Source organism: Novosphingobium gossypii, assembly GCF_050433305.1.
GTDB lineage: Bacteria > Pseudomonadota > Alphaproteobacteria > Sphingomonadales > Sphingomonadaceae > Novosphingobium > Novosphingobium gossypii.
Genome location: NZ_JBNPXM010000024.1, coordinates 1 through 19,419, shown reverse-complemented (window position 1 = coordinate 19,419; position 19,419 = coordinate 1). Strand labels below are relative to the sequence as shown.

At 61.1% G+C, this 19,419-nt stretch carries 17 protein-coding genes and 1 tRNA gene; 11 read left to right on the top strand and 7 right to left on the bottom strand.

Annotated elements, in window-relative coordinates; translation table 11 throughout:
• The first annotated feature begins 103 nt into the window (after window positions 1–103).
• The 3 genes from GGR40_RS22030 (at window position 104) to GGR40_RS22020 (ending at window position 3,438) form a co-directional block, all read left to right on the top strand.
• A tRNA-Met gene (locus GGR40_RS22030) sits at window positions 104–180 on the top strand.
• Between the two features lie 127 nt (window positions 181–307).
• On the top strand, window positions 308–1,648 hold the full coding sequence (locus tag GGR40_RS22025) for a site-specific integrase (protein ID WP_429278410.1): 1,341 nt from the start codon (window positions 308–310) through the stop codon (window positions 1,646–1,648).
• 215 nt (window positions 1,649–1,863) lie between these two features.
• Window positions 1,864–3,438 (top strand): hypothetical protein, encoded by a 1,575-nt coding sequence (locus tag GGR40_RS22020; RefSeq protein WP_429278409.1) that lies wholly within the window; start codon window positions 1,864–1,866, stop codon window positions 3,436–3,438.
• A 287-nt stretch (window positions 3,439–3,725) separates the two neighbouring features.
• Here GGR40_RS22020 and GGR40_RS22015 read toward each other — a convergent pair whose 3' ends face one another.
• The 4 genes from GGR40_RS22015 to GGR40_RS22000 all read right to left on the bottom strand — a co-directional run bounded on the left by GGR40_RS22015 (window position 3,726) and on the right by GGR40_RS22000 (window position 6,362).
• Window positions 3,726–4,622 (bottom strand): dihydrodipicolinate synthase family protein, encoded by an 897-nt coding sequence (locus tag GGR40_RS22015; protein ID WP_429278408.1) that lies wholly within the window; start codon window positions 4,620–4,622, stop codon window positions 3,726–3,728.
• A gap of 18 nt (window positions 4,623–4,640) precedes the next feature.
• Complete coding sequence (locus tag GGR40_RS22010; RefSeq protein ID WP_429278407.1) at window positions 4,641–5,258, bottom strand: LysE family translocator; 618 nt, start codon at window positions 5,256–5,258, stop codon at window positions 4,641–4,643.
• 1 nt (window position 5,259) lies between these two features.
• Complete coding sequence (locus tag GGR40_RS22005; RefSeq protein WP_429278406.1) at window positions 5,260–5,580, bottom strand: DMT family transporter; 321 nt, start codon at window positions 5,578–5,580, stop codon at window positions 5,260–5,262.
• Window positions 5,581–5,741: 161 nt separating this feature from the next.
• Complete coding sequence (locus tag GGR40_RS22000) at window positions 5,742–6,362, bottom strand: LysE/ArgO family amino acid transporter (protein ID WP_429278405.1); 621 nt, start codon at window positions 6,360–6,362, stop codon at window positions 5,742–5,744.
• A 72-nt stretch (window positions 6,363–6,434) separates the two neighbouring features.
• On the opposite strand from GGR40_RS22000, the gene GGR40_RS21995 reads away from it, so the two are divergent.
• Window positions 6,435–7,331: a LysR family transcriptional regulator ArgP gene (locus GGR40_RS21995; RefSeq protein WP_429278404.1), complete on the top strand. Its 897-nt coding sequence runs from the start codon at window positions 6,435–6,437 to the stop codon at window positions 7,329–7,331.
• A 502-nt stretch (window positions 7,332–7,833) separates the two neighbouring features.
• Here GGR40_RS21995 and GGR40_RS21990 read toward each other — a convergent pair.
• Window positions 7,834–8,424: a TetR/AcrR family transcriptional regulator gene (locus tag GGR40_RS21990; protein ID WP_429278403.1), complete on the bottom strand. Its 591-nt coding sequence runs from the start codon at window positions 8,422–8,424 to the stop codon at window positions 7,834–7,836.
• A gap of 117 nt (window positions 8,425–8,541) precedes the next feature.
• Here GGR40_RS21990 and GGR40_RS21985 point away from each other — a divergent pair, with 117 nt between their 5' ends.
• The 5 genes from GGR40_RS21985 (at window position 8,542) to GGR40_RS21965 (ending at window position 13,546) form a co-directional block, all read left to right on the top strand.
• The gene (locus GGR40_RS21985) at window positions 8,542–9,756 is read left to right on the top strand and encodes an MFS transporter (RefSeq protein WP_429278402.1); all 1,215 of its coding nucleotides are present in this window, start codon (window positions 8,542–8,544) and stop codon (window positions 9,754–9,756) included.
• 34 nt (window positions 9,757–9,790) lie between these two features.
• Complete coding sequence (locus GGR40_RS21980; protein ID WP_429278401.1) at window positions 9,791–10,765, top strand: alpha/beta fold hydrolase; 975 nt, start codon at window positions 9,791–9,793, stop codon at window positions 10,763–10,765.
• 527 nt (window positions 10,766–11,292) lie between these two features.
• Window positions 11,293–11,463, top strand: a complete 171-nt coding sequence (locus GGR40_RS21975) for a DUF2256 domain-containing protein (RefSeq protein WP_429278400.1) — start codon at window positions 11,293–11,295, stop codon at window positions 11,461–11,463.
• A complete protein-coding gene (locus GGR40_RS21970) occupies window positions 11,460–12,203 on the top strand; it encodes an SDR family NAD(P)-dependent oxidoreductase (protein WP_429278399.1) in 744 nt (247 codons plus the stop codon). Before GGR40_RS21975 ends, GGR40_RS21970 begins: the two co-directional genes overlap by 4 nt.
• Window positions 12,200–13,546, top strand: a complete 1,347-nt coding sequence (locus GGR40_RS21965; protein WP_429278398.1) for an ABC1 kinase family protein — start codon at window positions 12,200–12,202, stop codon at window positions 13,544–13,546. The genes GGR40_RS21970 and GGR40_RS21965 overlap by 4 nt, the downstream gene beginning before the upstream one ends.
• A gap of 222 nt (window positions 13,547–13,768) precedes the next feature.
• On the opposite strand, the gene GGR40_RS21960 is transcribed toward GGR40_RS21965, so the two are convergent.
• Window positions 13,769–15,097 carry an alginate export family protein gene (locus tag GGR40_RS21960; protein WP_429278397.1) on the bottom strand — a complete coding sequence of 443 codons (1,329 nt, stop codon included), beginning with the start codon at window positions 15,095–15,097 and terminating at the stop codon, window positions 13,769–13,771.
• A gap of 86 nt (window positions 15,098–15,183) precedes the next feature.
• Between GGR40_RS21960 and GGR40_RS21955 the strand changes: the two genes are divergently transcribed.
• A complete protein-coding gene (locus GGR40_RS21955) occupies window positions 15,184–16,140 on the top strand; it encodes a chromate resistance protein ChrB domain-containing protein (protein ID WP_429278396.1) in 957 nt (318 codons plus the stop codon).
• Window positions 16,137–17,540 carry a chromate efflux transporter gene (gene chrA, locus GGR40_RS21950; protein WP_429278395.1) on the top strand — a complete coding sequence of 468 codons (1,404 nt, stop codon included), beginning with the start codon at window positions 16,137–16,139 and terminating at the stop codon, window positions 17,538–17,540. Before GGR40_RS21955 ends, chrA begins: the two co-directional genes overlap by 4 nt.
• Before the next feature lie 766 nt (window positions 17,541–18,306).
• Here the strand turns inward: chrA and GGR40_RS21945 are convergent.
• Window positions 18,307–18,540 carry a hypothetical protein gene (locus tag GGR40_RS21945; protein ID WP_429278394.1) on the bottom strand — a complete coding sequence of 78 codons (234 nt, stop codon included), beginning with the start codon at window positions 18,538–18,540 and terminating at the stop codon, window positions 18,307–18,309.
• Window positions 18,541–19,419 lie beyond the last annotated feature (879 nt).

Sequence of the window (19,419 nt, the reverse complement as noted above, 5' to 3'; positions counted from 1 at the left end):
CGACGCAGTGCGTATCGCTGAAAAAACCCATCACAATGACAAAATACATAAAGGGCCCAATCGGGCCCTTTTTGCGTCTACAACCAAGACGCAAAATTGGTGACGCGGGGTGGAGCAGCCCGGTAGCTCGTCAGGCTCATAACCTGAAGGTCGTAGGTTCAAATCCTACCCCCGCAACCAAATCTAACAATTAAAACAACGGATTAGAGATCTCACCGAAATCTGCGAAAGCCCCGATGTGCCTAGCACAACGCTAGCACATTTGCGCGGCTTTGCGATTTGTGAGACATTCTCGCCCAGGCTCCCCTTGCAGCACTGGCGGTTTGTCATGCAGAGGCACGAGATCTTAGGCGGAAAGGTCCAGGTTTACCGGCGCATCGACGGCGGCAACTGGCATTGTTCGGCATCGGTTGGTGGCAGGCAGCACCGGGCCACCACCAGGACGGACAGCGTCTCGCTTGCCAAGCAGGTAGCCGAAGATTGGTATCTCGGTCTGCGCGGCAAATTGCATGCCGGTATCCTCAAGACCGAGAAGACCTTCAAGGAAGCGTCTGCTCAGTTCCTGCGCGAATACGAGATCATCACCGAGGGCCAGCGTAGCAAGCGTTGGACGGAAGGACATGGTATTCGCCTTCGCGTGCATCTGCTGCCGTTCTTTGGCGATCTTGGACTTTCCGAGATCACGGGCGGCAAAGTGCAGGAGTACCGCGTGCACCGGATGTCGTCGCGCGGCATCGCCAATCCGCATTCGAAAAGCAATCGTCCGGTCTCGGACAAACCGCCCGCCCGAAAAACCCTTCACAACGAGATCGTGACGCTGCGCCAGGTGCTACGCACCGCCGTCAGCCATGGCTGGCTGTCGCACCTGCCCGACATTTCCAGTCCTTATCGGGCTTCGAGCAAGGTGGAGCATCGGCCCTGGTTCAGTCCCGCCGAGTACAAGCAGCTCTACAAGGCGACCGGAGCTTATGCGAAGGAGCCGTTCCACGCGCACTTTGCGTGGAACGCGCAGCAGGTACACGACTACGTCCTGTTCATGGCCAACACGGGCCTGCGGCCGGATGAGGCTTCCAACCTTGAGCACCGTGACGTTGAAATCGTCATCGACGATGAGACCGGGCAGAAGATCCTGGAAATCGAAGTGCGCGGCAAGCGAGGAGTGGGCTTCTGCAAAAGTATGCCCAATGCCGTGCGGCCCTATGAGCGGCTGCTCAATCGTCCCAGGCCTGTGCAAGGAGAGAGTCGACGGGCGGCGCAACGAAGGCGTTGGGCTGGAGTTGATGAGGCGCCTGCAGCGCCTGAGGCCCAGCTTCCGAAGCCGACCGACAAGGTCTTCCCCGGCAATCATGTGAAGCTGTTCAACGGCGTGCTCGCCAGGGCCGAGCTCAAGCTGGATCGGGATGGCAAGGCCCGAACCGCGTACTCGCTCCGCCACACGTATATCTGTTTGCGGCTCATGGAAGGCGCTGACGTCTACGCGGTCGCGCGAAACTGCCGGACCAGTGTCGAGATGATCCAGAAGCATTATGCCGCCCACATCAAGAACATGATCAGCGCCGCTTCGGTGAATGTGCGTAAGGTCAAACCGAAACGACGCCGGCAGGCTGTGCCCGTGGCATTCGAAGATGATGATCTGATCGACGTCTAGTCGCTACTCAGCGCGGCGCTTGCCGACGCGCCGGCGCATCCCCTTGCGGGTGCGCCTCGCAGCAGCGCCCTTGCGGCGCTGATGCGTGCACGAACGTGCTCTCTGCCTTTATCGAGCCAATCTTGATATTCCGACGCCGGCAAAATGGGATTGTCGCCGCCCCGCCGGCAGTTGTACCGATGACGCAATCCCCCTGTGAGAAAGGAGCATCAATCGTGACGCCACGCGCCGCCATTCAACAGATCGCGCGCATGGTTCGCGACGATATCCGCTCGGGGGCATTGTCGCCCGGCGCGCACAGCGTTGGAGATATGCTGGCAGAGCAGCCCGAAGCCCTGCGGCTGATCGTTGACCTCGCGGGTGCCGAGGGGCGCAAGAAGCGACCTGATGCGATGATGCATCACGCCTATTCCTTCATGCTCGGCAACACTCTCGAGCAGCTACGGCAGCGAAGCGAGGCCGGCAACGGTCATGCGAGCGCGGCCATAGAGAATGTCAGGACCGCGATCGCTCAGCAGATGCGCACCGGCAAGCTTATGCCGACGGCAGCGCTGGCGCTTGTCTCGGCATTTTCGCGGGCCGGGGTCGAAGTAGGGGACGATATACGTAGCGCCATGGATCACGCGATGATCCAGACCGGAGCCGGCCAGCAGGATCTCCCGCCGCCCGATGTTGGCGACATGTTGAAGGACCTGGTGAAAGCCTGTGAGGGCGATCCGTTCCTGATCCATAGCCAGTTCTCCGAATTGACAGCAGCCATGCCTGCCGGGCTGCAACTCACTCTCTTGGAAGGACTCGTCTTCGCCGACGATTCCAGTCTGCGCGAGGCCGCTATCGGTTGGCTGCTTGCAGAACCTGCGATCGCGACACCGTTGGCCTCCATGATCGAAGAGACCGCCGGCCGAGGGCTGGTATCGGCAGCGTCGGTTACGAACCTCATGTTGATCCGCAACTGGGTGCCTGAAGATCGGCGCCGTACGATCGATGCGATCATCAAGGCCGCGCGCGTTGCCGGGGCGAGCCCTGAAAAGCGCCCCGCGGTTCAGGTCAGGGAGCTCTTGATATCCGAGCGCGACGGGGCAGGGGCCCAGAGCCTATTCGCCTCTATCAAGCAGGGAAGAAAGAACGCGCTGGTTTCGATTCTGGTCAAGCAGGGGCACGGTGTGCGGGACGCCTGGGTGGCGGCCTCGCTGCCCAGGTCTGAGATCGAAGATATGCTCGATCACATCGCGTCGGAGATGACGGTCCATGAAACGACGGCCGAGGACGCCGCCTTGTTTCTGAGCAGCGCTCTGGCGGACGGCTCGGCCAGTTCGCCGCCTCCGTTTGGTCTCGTGCAGGCGATCTCGCTTATCGGCCTCTCGGATGTAGCGCCCAGGTCTGTGTCGGTGAACGATCTGGTCGCCTCAATGCTCGAGGATGTGGGCGATGCAGCGACCAGTTCGAAAGCGGTCGAGCGCGCCGTGCGCGGCTCCGGGCGATGGCTGGCAATCAACCCTCAGCTCGAGTCCTGGTTTGAGAACGGCGACGATGTCTCCGCGGCGATCCGGGGCAAGCGCAAGATCGAAGACCGCATTGCCGCGATTATTGAGACGGTGCTGGAACCGAAACGCGCCTTTTGGGCCAGTGTTATCGCTTGGAGTGCATTCGCGCAGCGAGGTGACGGCGACGATCCGCAATGGATCGAAATGGCGCTCGTCGCTCGCGAGATGGCGACGCAACGACGTCTCACTGAAATACCGCTTGCGCGGTTCATTGCCGTTCAGACCGTCGAGGCCGCGCGTGCTTGACGCCCCGCTACCAATCTGGCGCGTGGGATTCACCCGGCCGGGCACCGGGAACCACTGCCCACATGCCAAAGCAGCTTGTCCGGTCCCGGCGTCGGGGAAGGAAAGCTGCCGCCCCAGACACGCCCCATTGTTGGCGTTCAGCCGCCAATTTTGCATTCCCTGGTCGCGACCTTCCGTTAACAGGCAGGTCGCGACCAACTTACGTCATTCCGCAAACTAGCGGTGAACTCCCACTTTCGCCAAAACCCGCCATCGGCGGAAAACTCGGCACGTAGTTCGGACTGCAGTCAGTTAGCCACCATCCGTTCCAAGGCTTCTGACAGGCCTGGAAGCTGGTCACTTCCTGTAAAGCCCTGGACGGGCAGTGGTGCGATCCCAACGTCAAGGCCGATCAGTTCCGCGATCCCATAGATCGTGCGCAGACTCCCATATGTCTCGAACAACTTCCACATCGGCGTGCACAGCGCCTGCAATCTGGACGTTTCCTCAACATTACCAGCCATAGCCGCCCGCGTTAGTCGAACTGCCGGCTCCGGCAGTACGCCGGCCACGACACTGTGCCAGGCATCGGCGCCCGCAAGAAACGCCGGCGCTGCGCACCAGTCGCCACTGTAGCCGATCCTGAAGTTATCAGGTGCGCGTTCCCGAAGCTGGTCGATCTCCGTTGCATACCCCTCATTGTCCCGCGGCGGCATCTCCACAGCCGAGATTCCCGCAACATGGGAAAGCTCAACAATCAGATCATGGGAGAATTCGAAATTCGTCGTGCCCGGATTGCTGTAGATACAGAGCGGCAGCCCGGTCGATCCGGCAACCGCCTTGAAGTGATCGGACACCTCCCGATCCGATAGCTTCGCGTAAGACATCGGCGCGAGCAGAAGGCCATTGGCTCCGGCGCTCTCAGCCGCCGCCGCGAGTTCCCGCGCCCAGCTTGTGCGTAGGGCGCCGACACCGACGACAACTGGCACGCGTCCTCCAACAGCCTCAATGGCCGCGGCGACGGCTCGGTTCCGTTGATCCCGGTCTAGATAGGCGTATGTGCCGGTGCTCCCGAGGACGCTGATAGAGTCCACGCCTGTACTGGCGAGACGATCGACAAGGGCTGCGAAAGCATCCGTATCTACGATGCCATCTTCGCCCGCCGGTGTGGGCGGAAATGCGGACAGGCCGGTGAAGATTGTCATGAATGAACGTCCATCTAACTAGCGGGAAAGCAACAGGCGCAGACCTGCACCTGCGAAGGTTAGTGCGAGCGCGCCTTCGATCCACCGGCGGCTGCGGGCATAGCCATGCGCCATCAGCGCGGTGGAGAACAGCACCGCATAGCCGAAGAAGATGAGCGTCCCGAGCAGCACGCAGCCGCCAAACGCAGCGGCAAGATGCGTTGTCGAGGGGTTCGGTCCCATCCCCAGCGACATGAGCGACAACCACGACAGCACAGCTTTTGGGTTACCCATGTGTATGAGCGCGCCGCGGCGGAACTGTGACGACTTGCTAGCCCCAGTTACGCCTATCGCTGACACGCCCTGCGTGGCCAAAATTGCGGATCGCCCAGCGCGAACGGCAAGCCACAAAAGATAGAGCCCACCCATCGCCTTGAGGATTGTGAAAGCCTGGCCATAGCGAAGGAGCAAAGCAGCTAGCCCGGAAACCGCAATCAAGCCCCAGGCAAATGAGATTGTCACCACACCAGCAGCCATGGCCATGGCCGATCCTAGGCCTTTCTCCATCGCAGCAGACATGATCGCCAGATTGCTTGGTCCTGGGCTCCCGGCCGCCAGAATATAGGCACCATAGACGAGAGAAAGATCGCTTCCCATCCTATGCGGTCGCGAAGAGCTTCGTGCCGACCACGCCAACGATCACGAGCGAGATGAAGCCGATTTGCGCATGGTTCAATCGTTCGCCAAACAGCACCACTCCCATGATCGCGACGCCGGCGGCACCAAGTCCGGTCCAGACCGCATAAGCAGTACCAGCCGGAAGCGTCCGCATTGCGATTCCGAGCAACCCCATATTAACGAAATTCAGGATGATCGGGACCGAAGCACCAGTCCATGTGCCGTTGGTTGCAGCCCACTTCATACTCAGCGCCCAGGCGATCTCAGTGATGACGGCTATCCCAAGAATGATCCACGCCATGAATTATCCTCGCGCTTCTGAATGAGGAGACGTTGGTTCATGGTCAGCGGCCTTCCAGGGAGCAGCGTAATGATGCTTCACCGAAACTTCGAACACGGCCAATAGCTTCTTCCACAAGGTCGGTATGCGAATAGGACGCACATGGCCCGAGGTGAACTGGGTCACAGAATGATCCTTCCGATGAGAGATGCTGCCAGAGCCAGCATGGCAACGCCGACGATGGCATCGAGAACCTTCCAGGCCACAGGCCGCGAGAAGATCGGCGTCAGGATGCGAGCGCCATATCCGAGTGCCGCGAACCAGCTGATGCTGGCAGTCGCTGCCCCAGCTACAAAGACCGGACGCAGTTCGGTCGGCTGAGCGGATCCAGCAGCGCCCATCAGAAGGACGGTGTCCAGATAGACGTGCGGGTTGAGAAATGTGAAAGCGGCCGTCGCACCAAGCGCGCTGCCAAGGGTGATCCGCCCCTGCGCAGTGACAGATATCGCTTCCGGGGCCATCATTCGCTGAAAGGCCTTAACGCCGTACCACGTAAGGAAGGCAGCGCCGCCAATGGTCAGGGTCAGGGTCAGTTGGGGCATGGCGCCTAGCAGCGCACCAACGCCCCCGACGCCCGCAGCAATCAGTATCGCGTCAGCGCACCCGCAGAACAAAACGATGGGGCCGACATGCTCGCGCTTGAGGCCTTGGCGAAGAACGAAAAGGTTCTGTGCGCCAATGGCCATGATCAAAGCCGCCGACATGGCGAAGCCGGTGAAGAAAGTGGGAAGGCCGTTGTGCATGGGTGGCATATGCCAACATCATCCGATTTAGGAAAACTTGTTCTTCTAACTCTGATGAAGCATAGCTAATTCATGCTTGATTATCCCGCTCTTGCTGCTGTTTCGGCCGTCGTGCGCGAAGGAACTTTTGAACGGGCGGCCGAAAGGCTTGGTGTGACGCCGTCCGCAGTGTCCCAGCGTATCCGCGCGCTTGAGGAACGACTGGGCAGTATCGTTATCGTGCGAGGGCAGCCGTGCCTGCCTACCGATCTTGGCCGGAAGCTCTGCGCGCATGTCGATCAGGTGCAGCTTCTGGAAGCGGATCTAGCGCCCGTACTATCGTTCATGGGGGATCAGTTGGACAGTCCCGTCACGCTGAAAGTGGCGGTCAACTCCGATAGCATTGCCACATGGTTTCCCGAGGCGGCTGCGAAATTCTCCCGTGAAACGGGTTATCTCCTGGAGTTCATCATCGAGGACGAGGCGCACACGGCGGACCGGCTTCGCTCCGGAGAAGTCATTGCCGCTGTCTCGGCAGATCCTGGCAGCGTCCAGGGATGTAAGACGATCGAACTAGGGAGTCTACAGTATCTGGCTTGCTGCAGTCCGGGGTTCGCGCAGCACCACTTTCCAAACGGTGTTTCCGAAAACGCCCTGCGCCGCGCACCGTGCCTGCGCTTTGAGCGCAGGGACGGCTTGCAGGCGCGTTGGGTGAAAGAAACACACGGCATCGAACTCGATGCACCGATGCATTGGGTCCCATCGACCTTTGGCTTTCTGAACTTCGGACTTGCGGGCATGGCCTGGGGCATGCACCCGGCGATGATAGCGAAGCCTCGAATAGCTGAGGGCTTGCTCGTCGAACTGACGCCTGACACGCCCCTGAATGTATTATTGTACTGGACCGTCACGCGGTTACACGCATCCGCGCTTCGAACATTCACCGACGCCGTGCGCAGCACGGCGAAGGCGCGGTTGTTTCAGGCCTGATGAGATTGTCGCCCTGATTCAGGTCATGGAAATCAAGCGGCGTATCGTTACGCGCACTCACGGGCGCGGCTAAACCCGGCGAGTTGACCCCGCTTTTTTGATCGGGAATGTGGATGGCAGTATTTGTCGCATGCGGTCGTTCAGAAGTTGCTTCCGTATTGACCGTTTTGTCCCAGGCCCCGTCATAATCCGACGGTCCGGTTCCAAGCTTCGTAATTTTGCGGTCGAGTGGGTTGGGTGGGCGCAAACTCGTCGACGCCTCCCGACCAAACCAAGTCATTCATCGTTTACCTGGCGAACGGCGTGGTTTGCCGCTAGCGGTCATTCGGCGCTCTATGATTGGTGACATGCGCCAACGTCTGGTTCCAAGTGAGTGATCTTGGTCGGGAAAGGCCGAGATGGGCAGAGAATGGCGAAGAAACCTGATGGTCGTCAACTCCTTCACGTTTCCGAGGACGATCTCAACCAAGGACAGCTGTCTCAGCAAGTACTGGGGTGTTTCTTAAAGAGGTGAGCGACAAAATAGTGCCCCCGCTGCCGTGTCTGCGGCGGCAAGCAGTCTCCGCTCTTCCCATCCTTCCCGCGCAGCGGCCGACAAACCGAGCATTGTGGTGGCGACGTAATCCGCAATATGCGCGGGATTCTCGATATCGGCCGCTTCGAGAAACGCCTGCACTTTGCAGCGATTCTCGCCCGCAATTTGTACGGCTGCGATACCCCAATCTGTTGCCCCGGCCCTTGCGTGTTCAAGGATCAGGCAACCACGCCGCTGCGGATGAGCGGCATAGGCGTGTGCCGCTGCCCGCAGCATGTCGGCAAGCGCAGCCATAGGCGATGCACCTGGCATCAGGAAGCGGTCTAGCGGCACCACGGTGGCCGAGTAGAGCCGCAGCGTATCCCTGAAGAAAGCGGCCTTGCTGCCGAACGCCGCATAGAAACTTGGCGGGGTGATCCCGATCGCTTCGGTCAGCGCAGCGACGCTGACGTTCTCATAGCCATGCTCGTGAAACAGGTGCTGTCCGGCTTCAATCGCAGCTTCAAGCGCGAATCCCCGGGGCCGCCCCCGTAGTCGCTTATTTTCATTAATACTCATTACAGAATCTTCTTGCCTTTGTGGATGGCATTTATATAGCGGCCATTAATAGAAATGGCCACGCCTCGAATCGACGTCATGTGGAGGTAGGCATCAAACCGATGAACAAGGACGATCATGCCGCCTTCTCTCAACCAAGACCGCATTGAGGCGAGGTCAGCGCCGCGCACGCCTCTCCCGACTGCGGCACTGGCTGGCCTCGCCGCCAGTGGTTTCTTATGCATCGTTACCGAGACGCTGCCTGCTGGCTTGCTACCGCAGATTGCAGATGGCCTGCGGATTTCCGAGGCATTTGCAGGACAACTGGTCGCGGTCTACGCTCTGGGGTCTTTGTTGGCGGCTATCCCCCTCACAAGCTTAACCCAAGGCCTCCGCAGACGGCAGGTGCTGCTTGCCACGATCATCTGCTTTGTTGTCGGGAACACTTTAACTGCATGGGCCGGATCGATCACCGTCGTGCTGGTCGCGCGGTTCGTTGCCGGGTGCGCCGCAGGGCTGGCCTGGGGAATCCTCGCGGGTTATGCACGCGGCATTGTGCGCCCTGATCAGACCGGGCCGGCGATGGCGCTCGCCATGGTCGGCGTGCCGCTGGCGCTTTCGCTGGGCGTTCCTCTCGGAACCTTCTTAGGCGGCTTAGTGGGATGGCGCGGCTCTTTCCTGACTCTCTCAGCGCTTAGTATCGTGCTGATAGGTTGGATCATCGCAAAGGTGCCTGATGCCCCCGGTCTCACAAGAGACGACCGTCCTTCACTACACCGCGTCATCGCTACGCCGGGTATCGTGCCGATCCTGCTCGTCATCCTTACTTGGATGACGGCCCACAACATTCTCTACACCTATATCGCGCCGTTCGTGACGGCTGCGTCCGTGCGGGTCGACCTCGTTCTGCTAGTGTTTGGTGTCAGTTCGCTGGCTGGTATCTGGATTGTCGGACGACTGGTGGATCGGATGCTGCGCGCGCTGGTATTGCTTGCAATCGGAACGTTTGCGGCTGTCGCGCTCCTCTTAACGATCATCGGCGAACATGGCTTTGTTGTCTATTTAGCAGCCGTCATCTGGGGGCTTGGCTTCGGTGGTGCCGGAGCGATGATGCAAACGGCTTCTGCGGACGCAGCCGGCGATGGCGTGGATCTGGCACAAGCGATGGTGACCACGGCGTGGAATCTGGCGATTGCCGCTGGTGGAGCACTCGGTGGAGCGCTCCTAACGACCGGAGGGACTACGCTTCTTCCACCCGCTGTCGCCGCGCTGGCCGTGATCGCCTTCCTTGTAGCGCTGGCCGCACGACGCTTCGCCTTCCCTCCTGGTCACCGCGCACCGTCAGGCCGCTGACCGCCCCAAGCACTTTTCAATACGAGGTTCCGACATGTCATACGTCATTCCCTTTGCTCTTGCCGCGCTTGCGATGGTTGGAGCGCCACTAAAAGCTTCGCCGCGTGCCGATATGTCCGTCGAGCATGAGGAATTTCCGATCCCCAATGGGTTTAGCGGTGGATATGAAACCGTCCACGGCGTAAAGCTGCATTTTGTGCGCGGCGGTCAAGGTCCGCTCGTCCTTCTCGTCCACGGCTTTGGACAGACTTGGTACGAGTGGAACCAGCTTATGCCGCAGCTCGCTGACCGCTACACGGTTGTGGCAGTCGAGTTGCCAGGCCTTGGCCTGTCTGAGGCTCCCCGAACGTCCTACACCGGCGTGGAAATTTCCGAGTATCTCTATAAATTCGCGAAGCGCTTAAGCCCGAACAAGCCCTTCTCTCTGGTCGCGCATGATATCGGAATCTGGAATAGCTATCCGATGGTCGCGCGTCACCCCAACGACGTGGTGAAGGCTGCCTTCATCGAAGCGACGATCCCTGACGACACACTCTTTTCGCTACCCGCATTCGTCGCGACGGGCGAGGCTCCTGGCTGGCATCATAGCTTCTTCGCGGCCGACGATCAGTTGGCGGACGAGATGGTGAAAGGCAACGAGCGACCGTTCCTGACGCACTTCATTCGCCACCATGCGAGCAATCAGGCGGTGTTTACTGATGGACTGATCGACCGCTACGTCCGCTCCTATTCAAAGCCGCAGACTTTCCACCATGCTTTTGAGTATTACCGCGCTCTGCCCCGATCCATCGAGCAGAACAATCAGATGGCTACCACGAAGCTTTCCATGCCTGTCCTGGCAGTCGGCGGAGGCGGAAACGGCGGATTTGGCTCGAAGCAGCCGGAAAACATTCGGCGCTATGCCAGCAATGTAGAGGCGCATGTCCTACCGGGGTGCGGTCACTGGGTGCCCGAGGAATGTGCTTCAACGCTTAACCCGCTCATCACTGCTTTTTTAGCGCGACCATGATCGCGAGCCTGACGGTGAAGGATTATGGAAGGCTTGCGGTGGCGTAAAACACAAGTCAGGGACATAGCGGTTACCACCTGATTATCGTGCGATGGCGGGCGATCGCCTCAGGCTTAATGTCCGCTAGTCGCATTTGCCCCTTTTGAACCGGCCTTTCCGCTGGGCGGATCTGGCGCCAACGGTCCATCGGTGGGTTATGGCCGAGCCAGCCGTTCGCTAGCGATATCGGCAGTGGCGGCTTTGTCCCACGTGCGGTCTTCCGGTGTCGGCCCTTCCAATACGTTCCGCCGCTAAATTTCGATCCCCAGCAGCGGACCGTCAGATAACCTGTGGCAGTGGCCTATGCCGACCAGCTGACCTCACCCGATACGCAGGCTCCGAACGGCTGCAGCGATAGCTGCCCCCGGACAGCGCTGTGTTACAAATTGCCGTCTCGATCGTTTGACCTTGATGATTGTACTGACGACGTCTCGCACTCGCACTATCTGCGCGGCCACCCAGTGTTCTCAGCGGCAGCGACGGGCACGATGACGCATCGCAAACCGCATCTTCCCGAGAAGATCTGCGTTGCGTGTCAGCGCCCGTTCGTCTGGCGTAAGAAATGGGCGAGGGATTGGGAAGCCGTGCGCTATTGCTCGGACCGTTGCCGCGCAGGCCGCGGCAAGACCACTTCGAACGCGGTCGGCAGCACCGGATGACCGACCCGTTGGATAAATGTGACCCCGCATTCACGACATCGGTGGTGATCGGCGCCAGCGGCGGCATCGGTCAGGCCCTGGTCGAGGCACTTCGCCAACAGGCGCATGGCGGCGTAGTCCACGCGCTGTCGCGCCGACCGCTTCCATTGGGAATGAGGGCCGTCCCGACCGCACCGATCGACATCACCAGCGAGCCTAGCGTGCGCACGGCGGCGGCCGCGATCGGCGCCCCGATCGACCTGCTGATCGTCGCCACGGGCATGCTCCACGATGACGAGCACGGCCCCGAGCGCGCCTTGCGCGAGCTTGATCCTGACCGTCTGGCGCGGAGCTTCGCGATCAACTCAATCGGACCGGCTCTTATCCTGAAGCATTTCGCGCCGCTGCTAGCGCGCGACCGCCGTGCGGTAATCGCCTTGCTGTCGGCGCGGGTCGGCAGCATCTCCGACAATCGATCCGGCGGATGGTACGGCTACCGCGCGTCGAAGGCAGCGCTCAACATGATCATCCGCTCGGCCGCAGTAGAGCTCGCCCGCATTCGGCGGCACTGCGTCTGCGTCGGGCTACATCCCGGCACCGTCGATACCGGCTTGAGCAAACCGTTCCAGCGCGGCGTGCCCGCGGGCAAGCTCTTTTCACCCGAGCGCGCTGCGGCGCAGCTCCTGGACGTCATCGCCACCTTGACGCCCAGCGACAGCGGAAAGTGCTTCGCTTGGGATCGCGCCGAGATCGCGCCATGAGCAACGACGAGCAGGGACGCCGCGTACCGAGCAGCCGGCTGTCGCGGCTCGGATCATTCAGCCGACTGGCGAGCGGGATTGCGGGCGGGATGGTCGCGGAAGGCGCGCGCCGGCTCGCTAGCGGCGATCGTCCGCGGCTTCGCGACATGGTGCTGACGCCCGGCAATGTCGCCCGAGTGGCCGACCAGCTCGCGCATCTGCGCGGCGCGGCGATGAAGCTCGGGCAGATGATCTCGATGGATGCGGGTGACCTGCTGCCGCCTGAACTTGCCGAGATCATGGGACGGCTGCGTGAGCGTGCGTACCGCATGCCGCCCGCCCAGCTCCAGCAAGTTCTCGCAACGGAATGGGGCCCCGACTGGCGGCAGCGTTATGCACGGTTCGATCCGGCACCGGTCGCCGCCGCCTCGATCGGCCAGGTCCACCGTGCGACGACGCTCGACGGGCGCGACCTCGCGGTCAAGGTGCAATATCCCGGAGTCGCCAAGAGCATCGATGCCGATATCGACAATGTCGCGACCCTCCTGCGGGTCTCGGGACTTCTGCCGGCCGCCCTCGACATTGTGCCACTCCTGGCCGACGCCAAGCAGCAGCTGCGCGACGAGGCCGATTATTTGCGCGAAGGCGCATTGATGGCGCGGTTCGGCGCGCTGCTCGCCGGGGCGCCTAACTTCGTCGTCCCTACGCTCGACCCCGACCTCACCACCGCGCGCGTTCTGGCGATGAGCTTCGAGGAAGGCGTCGCCGTCGAGACGCTCGAGAGCGCGCCGCAGGACCTGCGCGACCGGGTCATGACGATGCTGGTCAGTCTGGTCCTTCGCGAGCTCTTCGAATTCGGCGTCATGCAGACGGATCCCAATTTTGCGAACTTCCGTTATCAGCCGGCAACGGAAAGGCTGGTCCTGCTCGACTTCGGGGCGGCGCGGCCGGTCGGACCGGGCGCGCAAGCAGCCTACCGCGACCTGCTATCGGCCGGCCTTGCAGGGGATCGCGAGCGCCTCAAACAGGCCGCGATTTCCGGCGGCATCCTGATGCCCGCGACGGCGGACCGCCACGGCGGCGCGATCGATCGGGTACTTGATGTCATCCTCGATCAGTTCGACCGGCCGGGACTGTTCGACTTTGGTGATCGATCCTTCGTTGGCGTGCTGCGCGAGGAAGCGATGCTCGTTGCGGGCGACCGCACCGCCTGGCATGTGCCGCCGACCGACATGCTGTTCGTCCAGCGCAAGATCAGCGGGACCGCGTTGCTGGCGGCCCGGCTGAAGGCCCGGGTCGATGTGCGAGGGCTGGTCACGCGGCAGATGGCGTTGTTCGACGGCACCGAGAATACATCAAATTGACCGCAAGCGTGTGGGCATGGCTGGGAAAGTCCAGTATTCGTGCAAGCGACCCATTTCGGACCCTCAGCACCGGATTTCAGATTCCGCGGTGCGGAAGGTCCGCTATCCGCCAGGTCGCGACCAACCCAGTCGTTCTCATCTGCAGCAGACCTGTCCTACTCGCCAGAACCAGTCAATCATGCTGGACTTTGGCCTTTCGGAGTTACCCGTGCTGGAAGGATTTCAGATGGTCGCGATCAGGTTGAAGGAGACATATCGCGACCACTTGCCTGCCGTGGCGTTTGGAGCGTCCCGCAGGAAGCGTTCCTTGGCGAGGACCAAGCCGTCCAACTCAAATTGAAGGCGCTTCGGAATAACCCAGTACCGGATTCGGCCCTCTAACTGGTGGCCGGCGAAATCGCCTGAGCTCCCAGCTGCGTCACGCACGCCGGTCGACGAGAAACTGTCCTGGCGGGCAGCAAGCCACATGGGCCGGTAGGCGGCGAACCAGTCGAGACGCTTGCTAGGTTTGGCCTCGAGCCGGATACCGACCGTTTCGATGTTGGTTCGCGCAAGGGCATTGTAGAGCCCAGCCGGGGCGAGGTCGGCGCGGCGCATACCGAAGAGGGTATCAAAACGGCCGAACTTCCCGCCGGGCTTGTCGCCGCTCGCCCGATCATATTCGACGGACAAACGCGGCGTCCAGGCGCCCGGTAAAGTGTAGCCCACGTCGGCATGGATAAAGCTCGCAGCCACGCTCTGGCGTCGGGCGGATGCCGTTATTGACGTGCTGGCCGACCCAGTTTGATAGAACGCTTCAATTTCATAGTCGAAGTTTGAAACCTTCGGCTCGACGATCACGCGACTACCGAGGGTGTCGAGCGAGCGGTCGCGGGTCGGCCGCCCTGGGGCATCGCGCTCTCCCAGATGAAAATAGGTAAGTTCGAGGGTCGCGGAGCCAATGGTTCTCGCCCGGCTAAGTTGACCGCCCCAAAGGACGAGGTCGAAGCTTTCCCGATCAAGCTTCACTTTGGCTGAACGAACGTCGTCCAACGTATCTGGCAGGCGAACCTGCGGTAAAGTGTAAATGAAAGTGCCCTTCCATCGGCCCCCGGCGGCGAAATCGGCCTTCACGCCGGTGTAGCCGTTGGTCGTGTTACGGTAATCGTCGGCGGCGACCAAGCGCCGCGAGCCGAGGTTGAGCATCATGCGACCGACGGTGACTGTGATCTTCGAGCCAGCGCCGAGCGGATCCTGAAAGGTACCCGCGACATAGGCCTGAACCGGCTCGAACGAGTTCACCTCGTTAGTCGATACAGGCGTACCAACCCGGTCACCCCAGACCCGGCTGTCATAAAGTTCGACCGCAACCTCGATGTCGGCCTTGCGGTATCGAGCCAGCACATTGGTACGCAAGTTCAGCAAATCATCGCGTCTGTTGAAGCCCACCCGTGGCTGCCCGTCGATGGCTTCATAGCGCAGACGCATCGCTCCGGAGATTGACAGGCCTTCTTTCACATCCTCCGCCTGGGCTGGTGCCGCAGTGGCAGCGCAGGCAGCGACCATCCCCATCACGTACTCCGAGAGCCATCCCAGCGTCGCACGTCTCATTAGATATACCTATTCCCATATCAATACCATTGAGATATGCATCTATCATGATTCGAGCAACACCTCATTCCGAGTGGATCGCGCTGCTTCACCAGTTGCCCACGAAGCCGCCATATCTGCGGGTGAAAATCTGGCGCCGGCTTCAGGCGATCGGGGCCGTGGCGATCAAGAATGCAGTTCATGTTCTGCCCAAGGCGCCAGAGCATGAGGCGATCTTTCTGGAACTGCTCAACGAGATCGTCGCAAATGGGGGTGAGGCAATCCTGATCGACCTTCGTCTTCTGGCCGGGATAACCGATGGGGACGTCAAGGCCTTGTTCGATGGCGCCCGGGACACTGATTACGACGAGATCACGCAGAGCGCCCGCCGCCTGCTGGAAACGGGGCCTGCAAGCGGTAGCGAGATCGCGCGCCTTCAGAAACGGATGGGCGAGGTCAAAGCCCTCGACTACTTCGGAGCATCGGGCCGCCGCGATGCTGAAACGGCTCTCGAGCAGCTCGATCGCCAGCGCTACGAACATCCTGACGTCAGCCGATCACAACCCCTCGCCGAACAACCGCTCGACCTCAAATCCAAAGTCTGGGTGACGCGCAGCGGCGTCCATGTCGACCGAATAGCCTGCGCCTGGCTCATTCGCCGGTTCGTGGATCCCGAGGCGACCTTCAAGTTCGTTGACGTTCGCGGCTATCTGCCGGGGCCTGGCGAGCTTCGCTTCGATATGGCCGAGGCAGAGTTCACCCACGAGGAGGACCGCTGCAGTTTCGAGACGATCGTGCTGCGCGCCGGTCTCACCGGTGACCCCGCTCTGGTCGCCATCGGGGAGATCATTCACGATCTCGACATCGCCGATGGCAAGTTCAACCGCCCGGAGACGCCTGGCCTCGGCGCTATCCTCTCCGGTGTGTGCGCGTCGTGCGACGACGATCTTCAGCGCATCGCTCAAGCCGGCGAGGCCCTCAACCAGTTCCATGCATTCTTCAGCGCGAGGAATCCTGCACCATGACCAGTGTCGTCAGCACACCTGCTGAGTTGCCGTCGCAACGCGCCGGCGATCATGGCATCCCGTTTGCCGAAGCGGTGGGAGTTTGGGCGCGCATCGCCGCCCTGAGCTTCGGCGGACCAGCTGGTCAGATCGCCGTCATGCATCGTATCCTGGTGGAAGAGAAGAAGTGGATCGGGGAAGAGCGTTTCCTCCACGCCCTCAACTACTGCATGCTCCTTCCCGGACCCGAAGCACAGCAGCTTGCCGCCTACATCGGTTGGCTGCTCCATAAGACCAGGGGCGGTCTGGTCGCGGGAGCGCTGTTCGTCCTGCCGGGGTTCCTCGCGATCCTTGGCCTCAGTTATGTCTACGTGCTCCTGGGGCAGACACCGCTTATCGAGGGCATGTTCTTTGGTTTGAAGGCGGCTGTCCTCGCCGTGGTCCTTCAAGCGGTGGTGCGCGTGGGATCGCGAGCGCTCAAGAACAACGTGATGCGAGGGATCGCAGCATCTGCTTTCGTTGCCATCTTCTTTCTGGATGCGCCATTTCCGCTGATTGTCTTGCTGGCCGGGATCGGCGGCTACCTCGGAGGACGCGCGGGTCTTCCCGCCTTCAAGGGCGGCGGTGGCCACGGCTCGGCAGGCGGCAATATCGTCCACGATGCGGATACCGCGCTGGGCGAGGGCCTGCCCGCGCATGCCCGGCCCAACCTTGCGTGGTCGCTGAAGATCTCGGGGACTCTTCTCGTCCTGTGGCTAGCTCCAGTTATAGCGCTGCTGGTATTTGCCGGGCCGGACAATGTCTTCACGCAAATCGCCACGTTCTTCAGCCAGATGGCTGTGGTGACCTTTGGCGGCGCCTACGCCGTTCTGGCCTATGTCGCGCAGGAGGCTGTCGGCACCTATGGATGGTTGCAACCGGGCGAGATGCTGAATGGCCTCGGTCTCGCCGAGACCACGCCGGGACCGCTGATTATGGTCACCCAGTTCGTCGGCTTCCTTGCTGCCTTTCGCCAGGCGACCGGAATGTCTCCGCTTGTTGCGGCAACGCTCGGCGCGATCCTCACTACCTGGGTGACTTTCGTGCCCTGCTTCCTGTGGATCTTCGCCGGGGCGCCATTCGTCGAGCGGCTTCGCGGCAATCGCGCGCTCTCCTCGGCGCTGACGGCTATCACGGCAGCGGTCGTGGGCGTCATTCTGAATCTCGCCGTCTGGTTCGCGATCCACACGCTATTTACGCGCACCCGCACGGTCAGTTTTATTGGCAAAGGACTCGACGTTCCGGTGCTTACCTCGCTGAATGTTGCAGCGCTTGTCCTCGCCCTGGGGGCGGCGATCGCCGTCTTCAGGTTCAAGATCGGCATGATCCCCGTTCTTCTGGCATGTGCTTTTCTTGGCGCAGCCTATGTCGTGGTCTTGTGAGAGATGCATCACGACCGAACTTTCGGGGCGCGGCGTAATCACGACCCTTGGGACGGGCATGGTCATAGATCTGTTCGACCGCTAGCAGTAAATGGCCTCTCACGGCCATGAGCCGGCGAACGGCTTCAAGGAAGCACCGACTATTTCCGCGTAGCCTGCGGACAAATCGTCAGCATCGCTTTCCTCGCGGCAACGTGCAAAGGCTTCTCCGGCCCATCCTCGTTGCAGTCGAAGACCGAGACTCAGGCCCCTCACCCTGCGCGGCGTCTCGCTGCTGATCGAGGCTTAAAACGACAATCCGATCCCGGTCGTCCTGTTCGGCAACGTTCCTGGCAACCTGAAGCGTGGGAAGTGGCTGCTGGACCAGATCACGGCGCTGCCGCGCACCTACGAATGCATCGTCAACGACACCCACTACTACGCAGTCATCGGCAAACTTGCCTGCGCTGCCGATCGTCCGCTACGAAAGCCAATCCGAAGTGAGGCGGCGTAATGCCGGGACAGCGGAGAGGAGAAAGACACTCTCGCGTCGTCCCGCGAAAGGGGACGGCGGTGGGCGGGAATTGAACCCGCCGGCTACGCCGCAATGTGCCTCGGTGGAAGAGATCTACACATCGAATCGCCCCACGCAACAGTGGCAGCGGCAGTTAGCACCTGAATGGCAAAACTCAACGACGCTAGCCTACGTCGCGATGACAATCGTGGTGAGAAACGCAGGCCGCTGTCTATGGTTCTTTGCCCACGGCCCGACGGATCGCCGGCAGTGTTACTTGGTTGCGCTTTCAGCAGCATCGCCGGCCTTGCTTGCGGCATTACTCACGCTGTTGGCGGCGTTCGTGATCGCGTTGTTCTTCGCGGTTTCGCTGCTGGTGATTTGGCTCACGAAGAAAACGCCTGCGATTAGCGCAAGCAGCACGGCGATTGCGATGACGACACTCGCTCCGGAACTGCGGCGAGTCTCGACAACGGTGGTCGTGTGCGACGGATTGGGATCAGCCATTTACCTCACCTCTCATTTTTATCTGTGCTGCCGTCAACTCCGCGAACCGGCATCGGTTGCACGAGGGCTTTGAATGAAGGCGTGCCGGGATGATTGGGCCTTTCCAGAACCTCCCTCCGCTGAGCGACGACGCCGTTATCGGACCCGGCAACGCTCTGCGAGATGCGATCAGTATGGAAGGGCTGCCGCCCAGTGCGCCTCACCCAATCGTCAGCTGCGCAAGGGAGCAAGTTGCCGGTGCACATTCATTAGCGACGCTCGGTATGCCTGCATGACGCGGGTCGCCCATTGAGCCGGCTGGTTCACATTGCTCGGGTCATGGTCCGCGTCGGCGGTGGTGACGATCTGGGGCGATCGAGTGGAGGCATGTTTGGTGGTCATAGGCCGTCTTTGTCGGGTCGTGTCGCTGTGGGGTGGTGTGGGGTAAGTGGCATTTCCGAACGGCGAAATGCCGAGAGCACAAATCAGTTCCGAGTCTGGTTTTTGTCGCGTTATTGCAAGGAGATGGAACGAGGCTCGCGCGCGATGAATATTGTCGATTGGGCTTTCGTCGGCCTTATCCCCACTCCCTTCCGACATCATTATCGCTGACCCGTTGACGCGTTCCGATAAGAGTTCAGCGGCAGGCGATGGCAGGCCTCCTGATGCAGAGTACGACACGATGGCGTGGGAAAACCTAGCCGCGCTGCCGGTGGCCCAGCTCGGGCGGCGCGATACGCTCTTGATGCTCTGCGCGTCCTCGCCGAGGCGCCGCCCGTCGCGGCAACAGCTCGACGCATGGGAAGTGACCTGCCCCCCGGCAGTCCCTCGATCATAACGAGAGTCCAGCGGTTAAATACGATGGCCCGGACGCCTGCACAAGCGCGTCGGGCATGATGC

Coding starts and splice junctions, on each gene's coding strand:
- GGR40_RS22015 (WP_429278408.1), bottom strand. CDS start 4,622: ATGACAATCTTCACCGGCCTGTCCGCATTTCCGCCCACACCGGCGGGC.
- GGR40_RS22010 (WP_429278407.1), bottom strand. CDS start 5,258: ATGGGAAGCGATCTTTCTCTCGTCTATGGTGCCTATATTCTGGCGGCC.
- GGR40_RS22005 (WP_429278406.1), bottom strand. CDS start 5,580: ATGGCGTGGATCATTCTTGGGATAGCCGTCATCACTGAGATCGCCTGG.
- GGR40_RS22000 (WP_429278405.1), bottom strand. CDS start 6,362: ATGCACAACGGCCTTCCCACTTTCTTCACCGGCTTCGCCATGTCGGCG.
- GGR40_RS21995 (WP_429278404.1), top strand. CDS start 6,435: ATGCTTGATTATCCCGCTCTTGCTGCTGTTTCGGCCGTCGTGCGCGAA.
- GGR40_RS21990 (WP_429278403.1), bottom strand. CDS start 8,424: ATGAGTATTAATGAAAATAAGCGACTACGGGGGCGGCCCCGGGGATTC.
- GGR40_RS21985 (WP_429278402.1), top strand. CDS start 8,542: ATGCCGCCTTCTCTCAACCAAGACCGCATTGAGGCGAGGTCAGCGCCG.
- GGR40_RS21980 (WP_429278401.1), top strand. CDS start 9,791: ATGTCATACGTCATTCCCTTTGCTCTTGCCGCGCTTGCGATGGTTGGA.
- GGR40_RS21975 (WP_429278400.1), top strand. CDS start 11,293: ATGACGCATCGCAAACCGCATCTTCCCGAGAAGATCTGCGTTGCGTGT.
- GGR40_RS21970 (WP_429278399.1), top strand. CDS start 11,460: ATGACCGACCCGTTGGATAAATGTGACCCCGCATTCACGACATCGGTG.
- GGR40_RS21965 (WP_429278398.1), top strand. CDS start 12,200: ATGAGCAACGACGAGCAGGGACGCCGCGTACCGAGCAGCCGGCTGTCG.
- GGR40_RS21960 (WP_429278397.1), bottom strand. CDS start 15,097: ATGGGGATGGTCGCTGCCTGCGCTGCCACTGCGGCACCAGCCCAGGCG.
- GGR40_RS21955 (WP_429278396.1), top strand. CDS start 15,184: ATGATTCGAGCAACACCTCATTCCGAGTGGATCGCGCTGCTTCACCAG.
- chrA (WP_429278395.1), top strand. CDS start 16,137: ATGACCAGTGTCGTCAGCACACCTGCTGAGTTGCCGTCGCAACGCGCC.
- GGR40_RS21945 (WP_429278394.1), bottom strand. CDS start 18,540: ATGGCTGATCCCAATCCGTCGCACACGACCACCGTTGTCGAGACTCGC.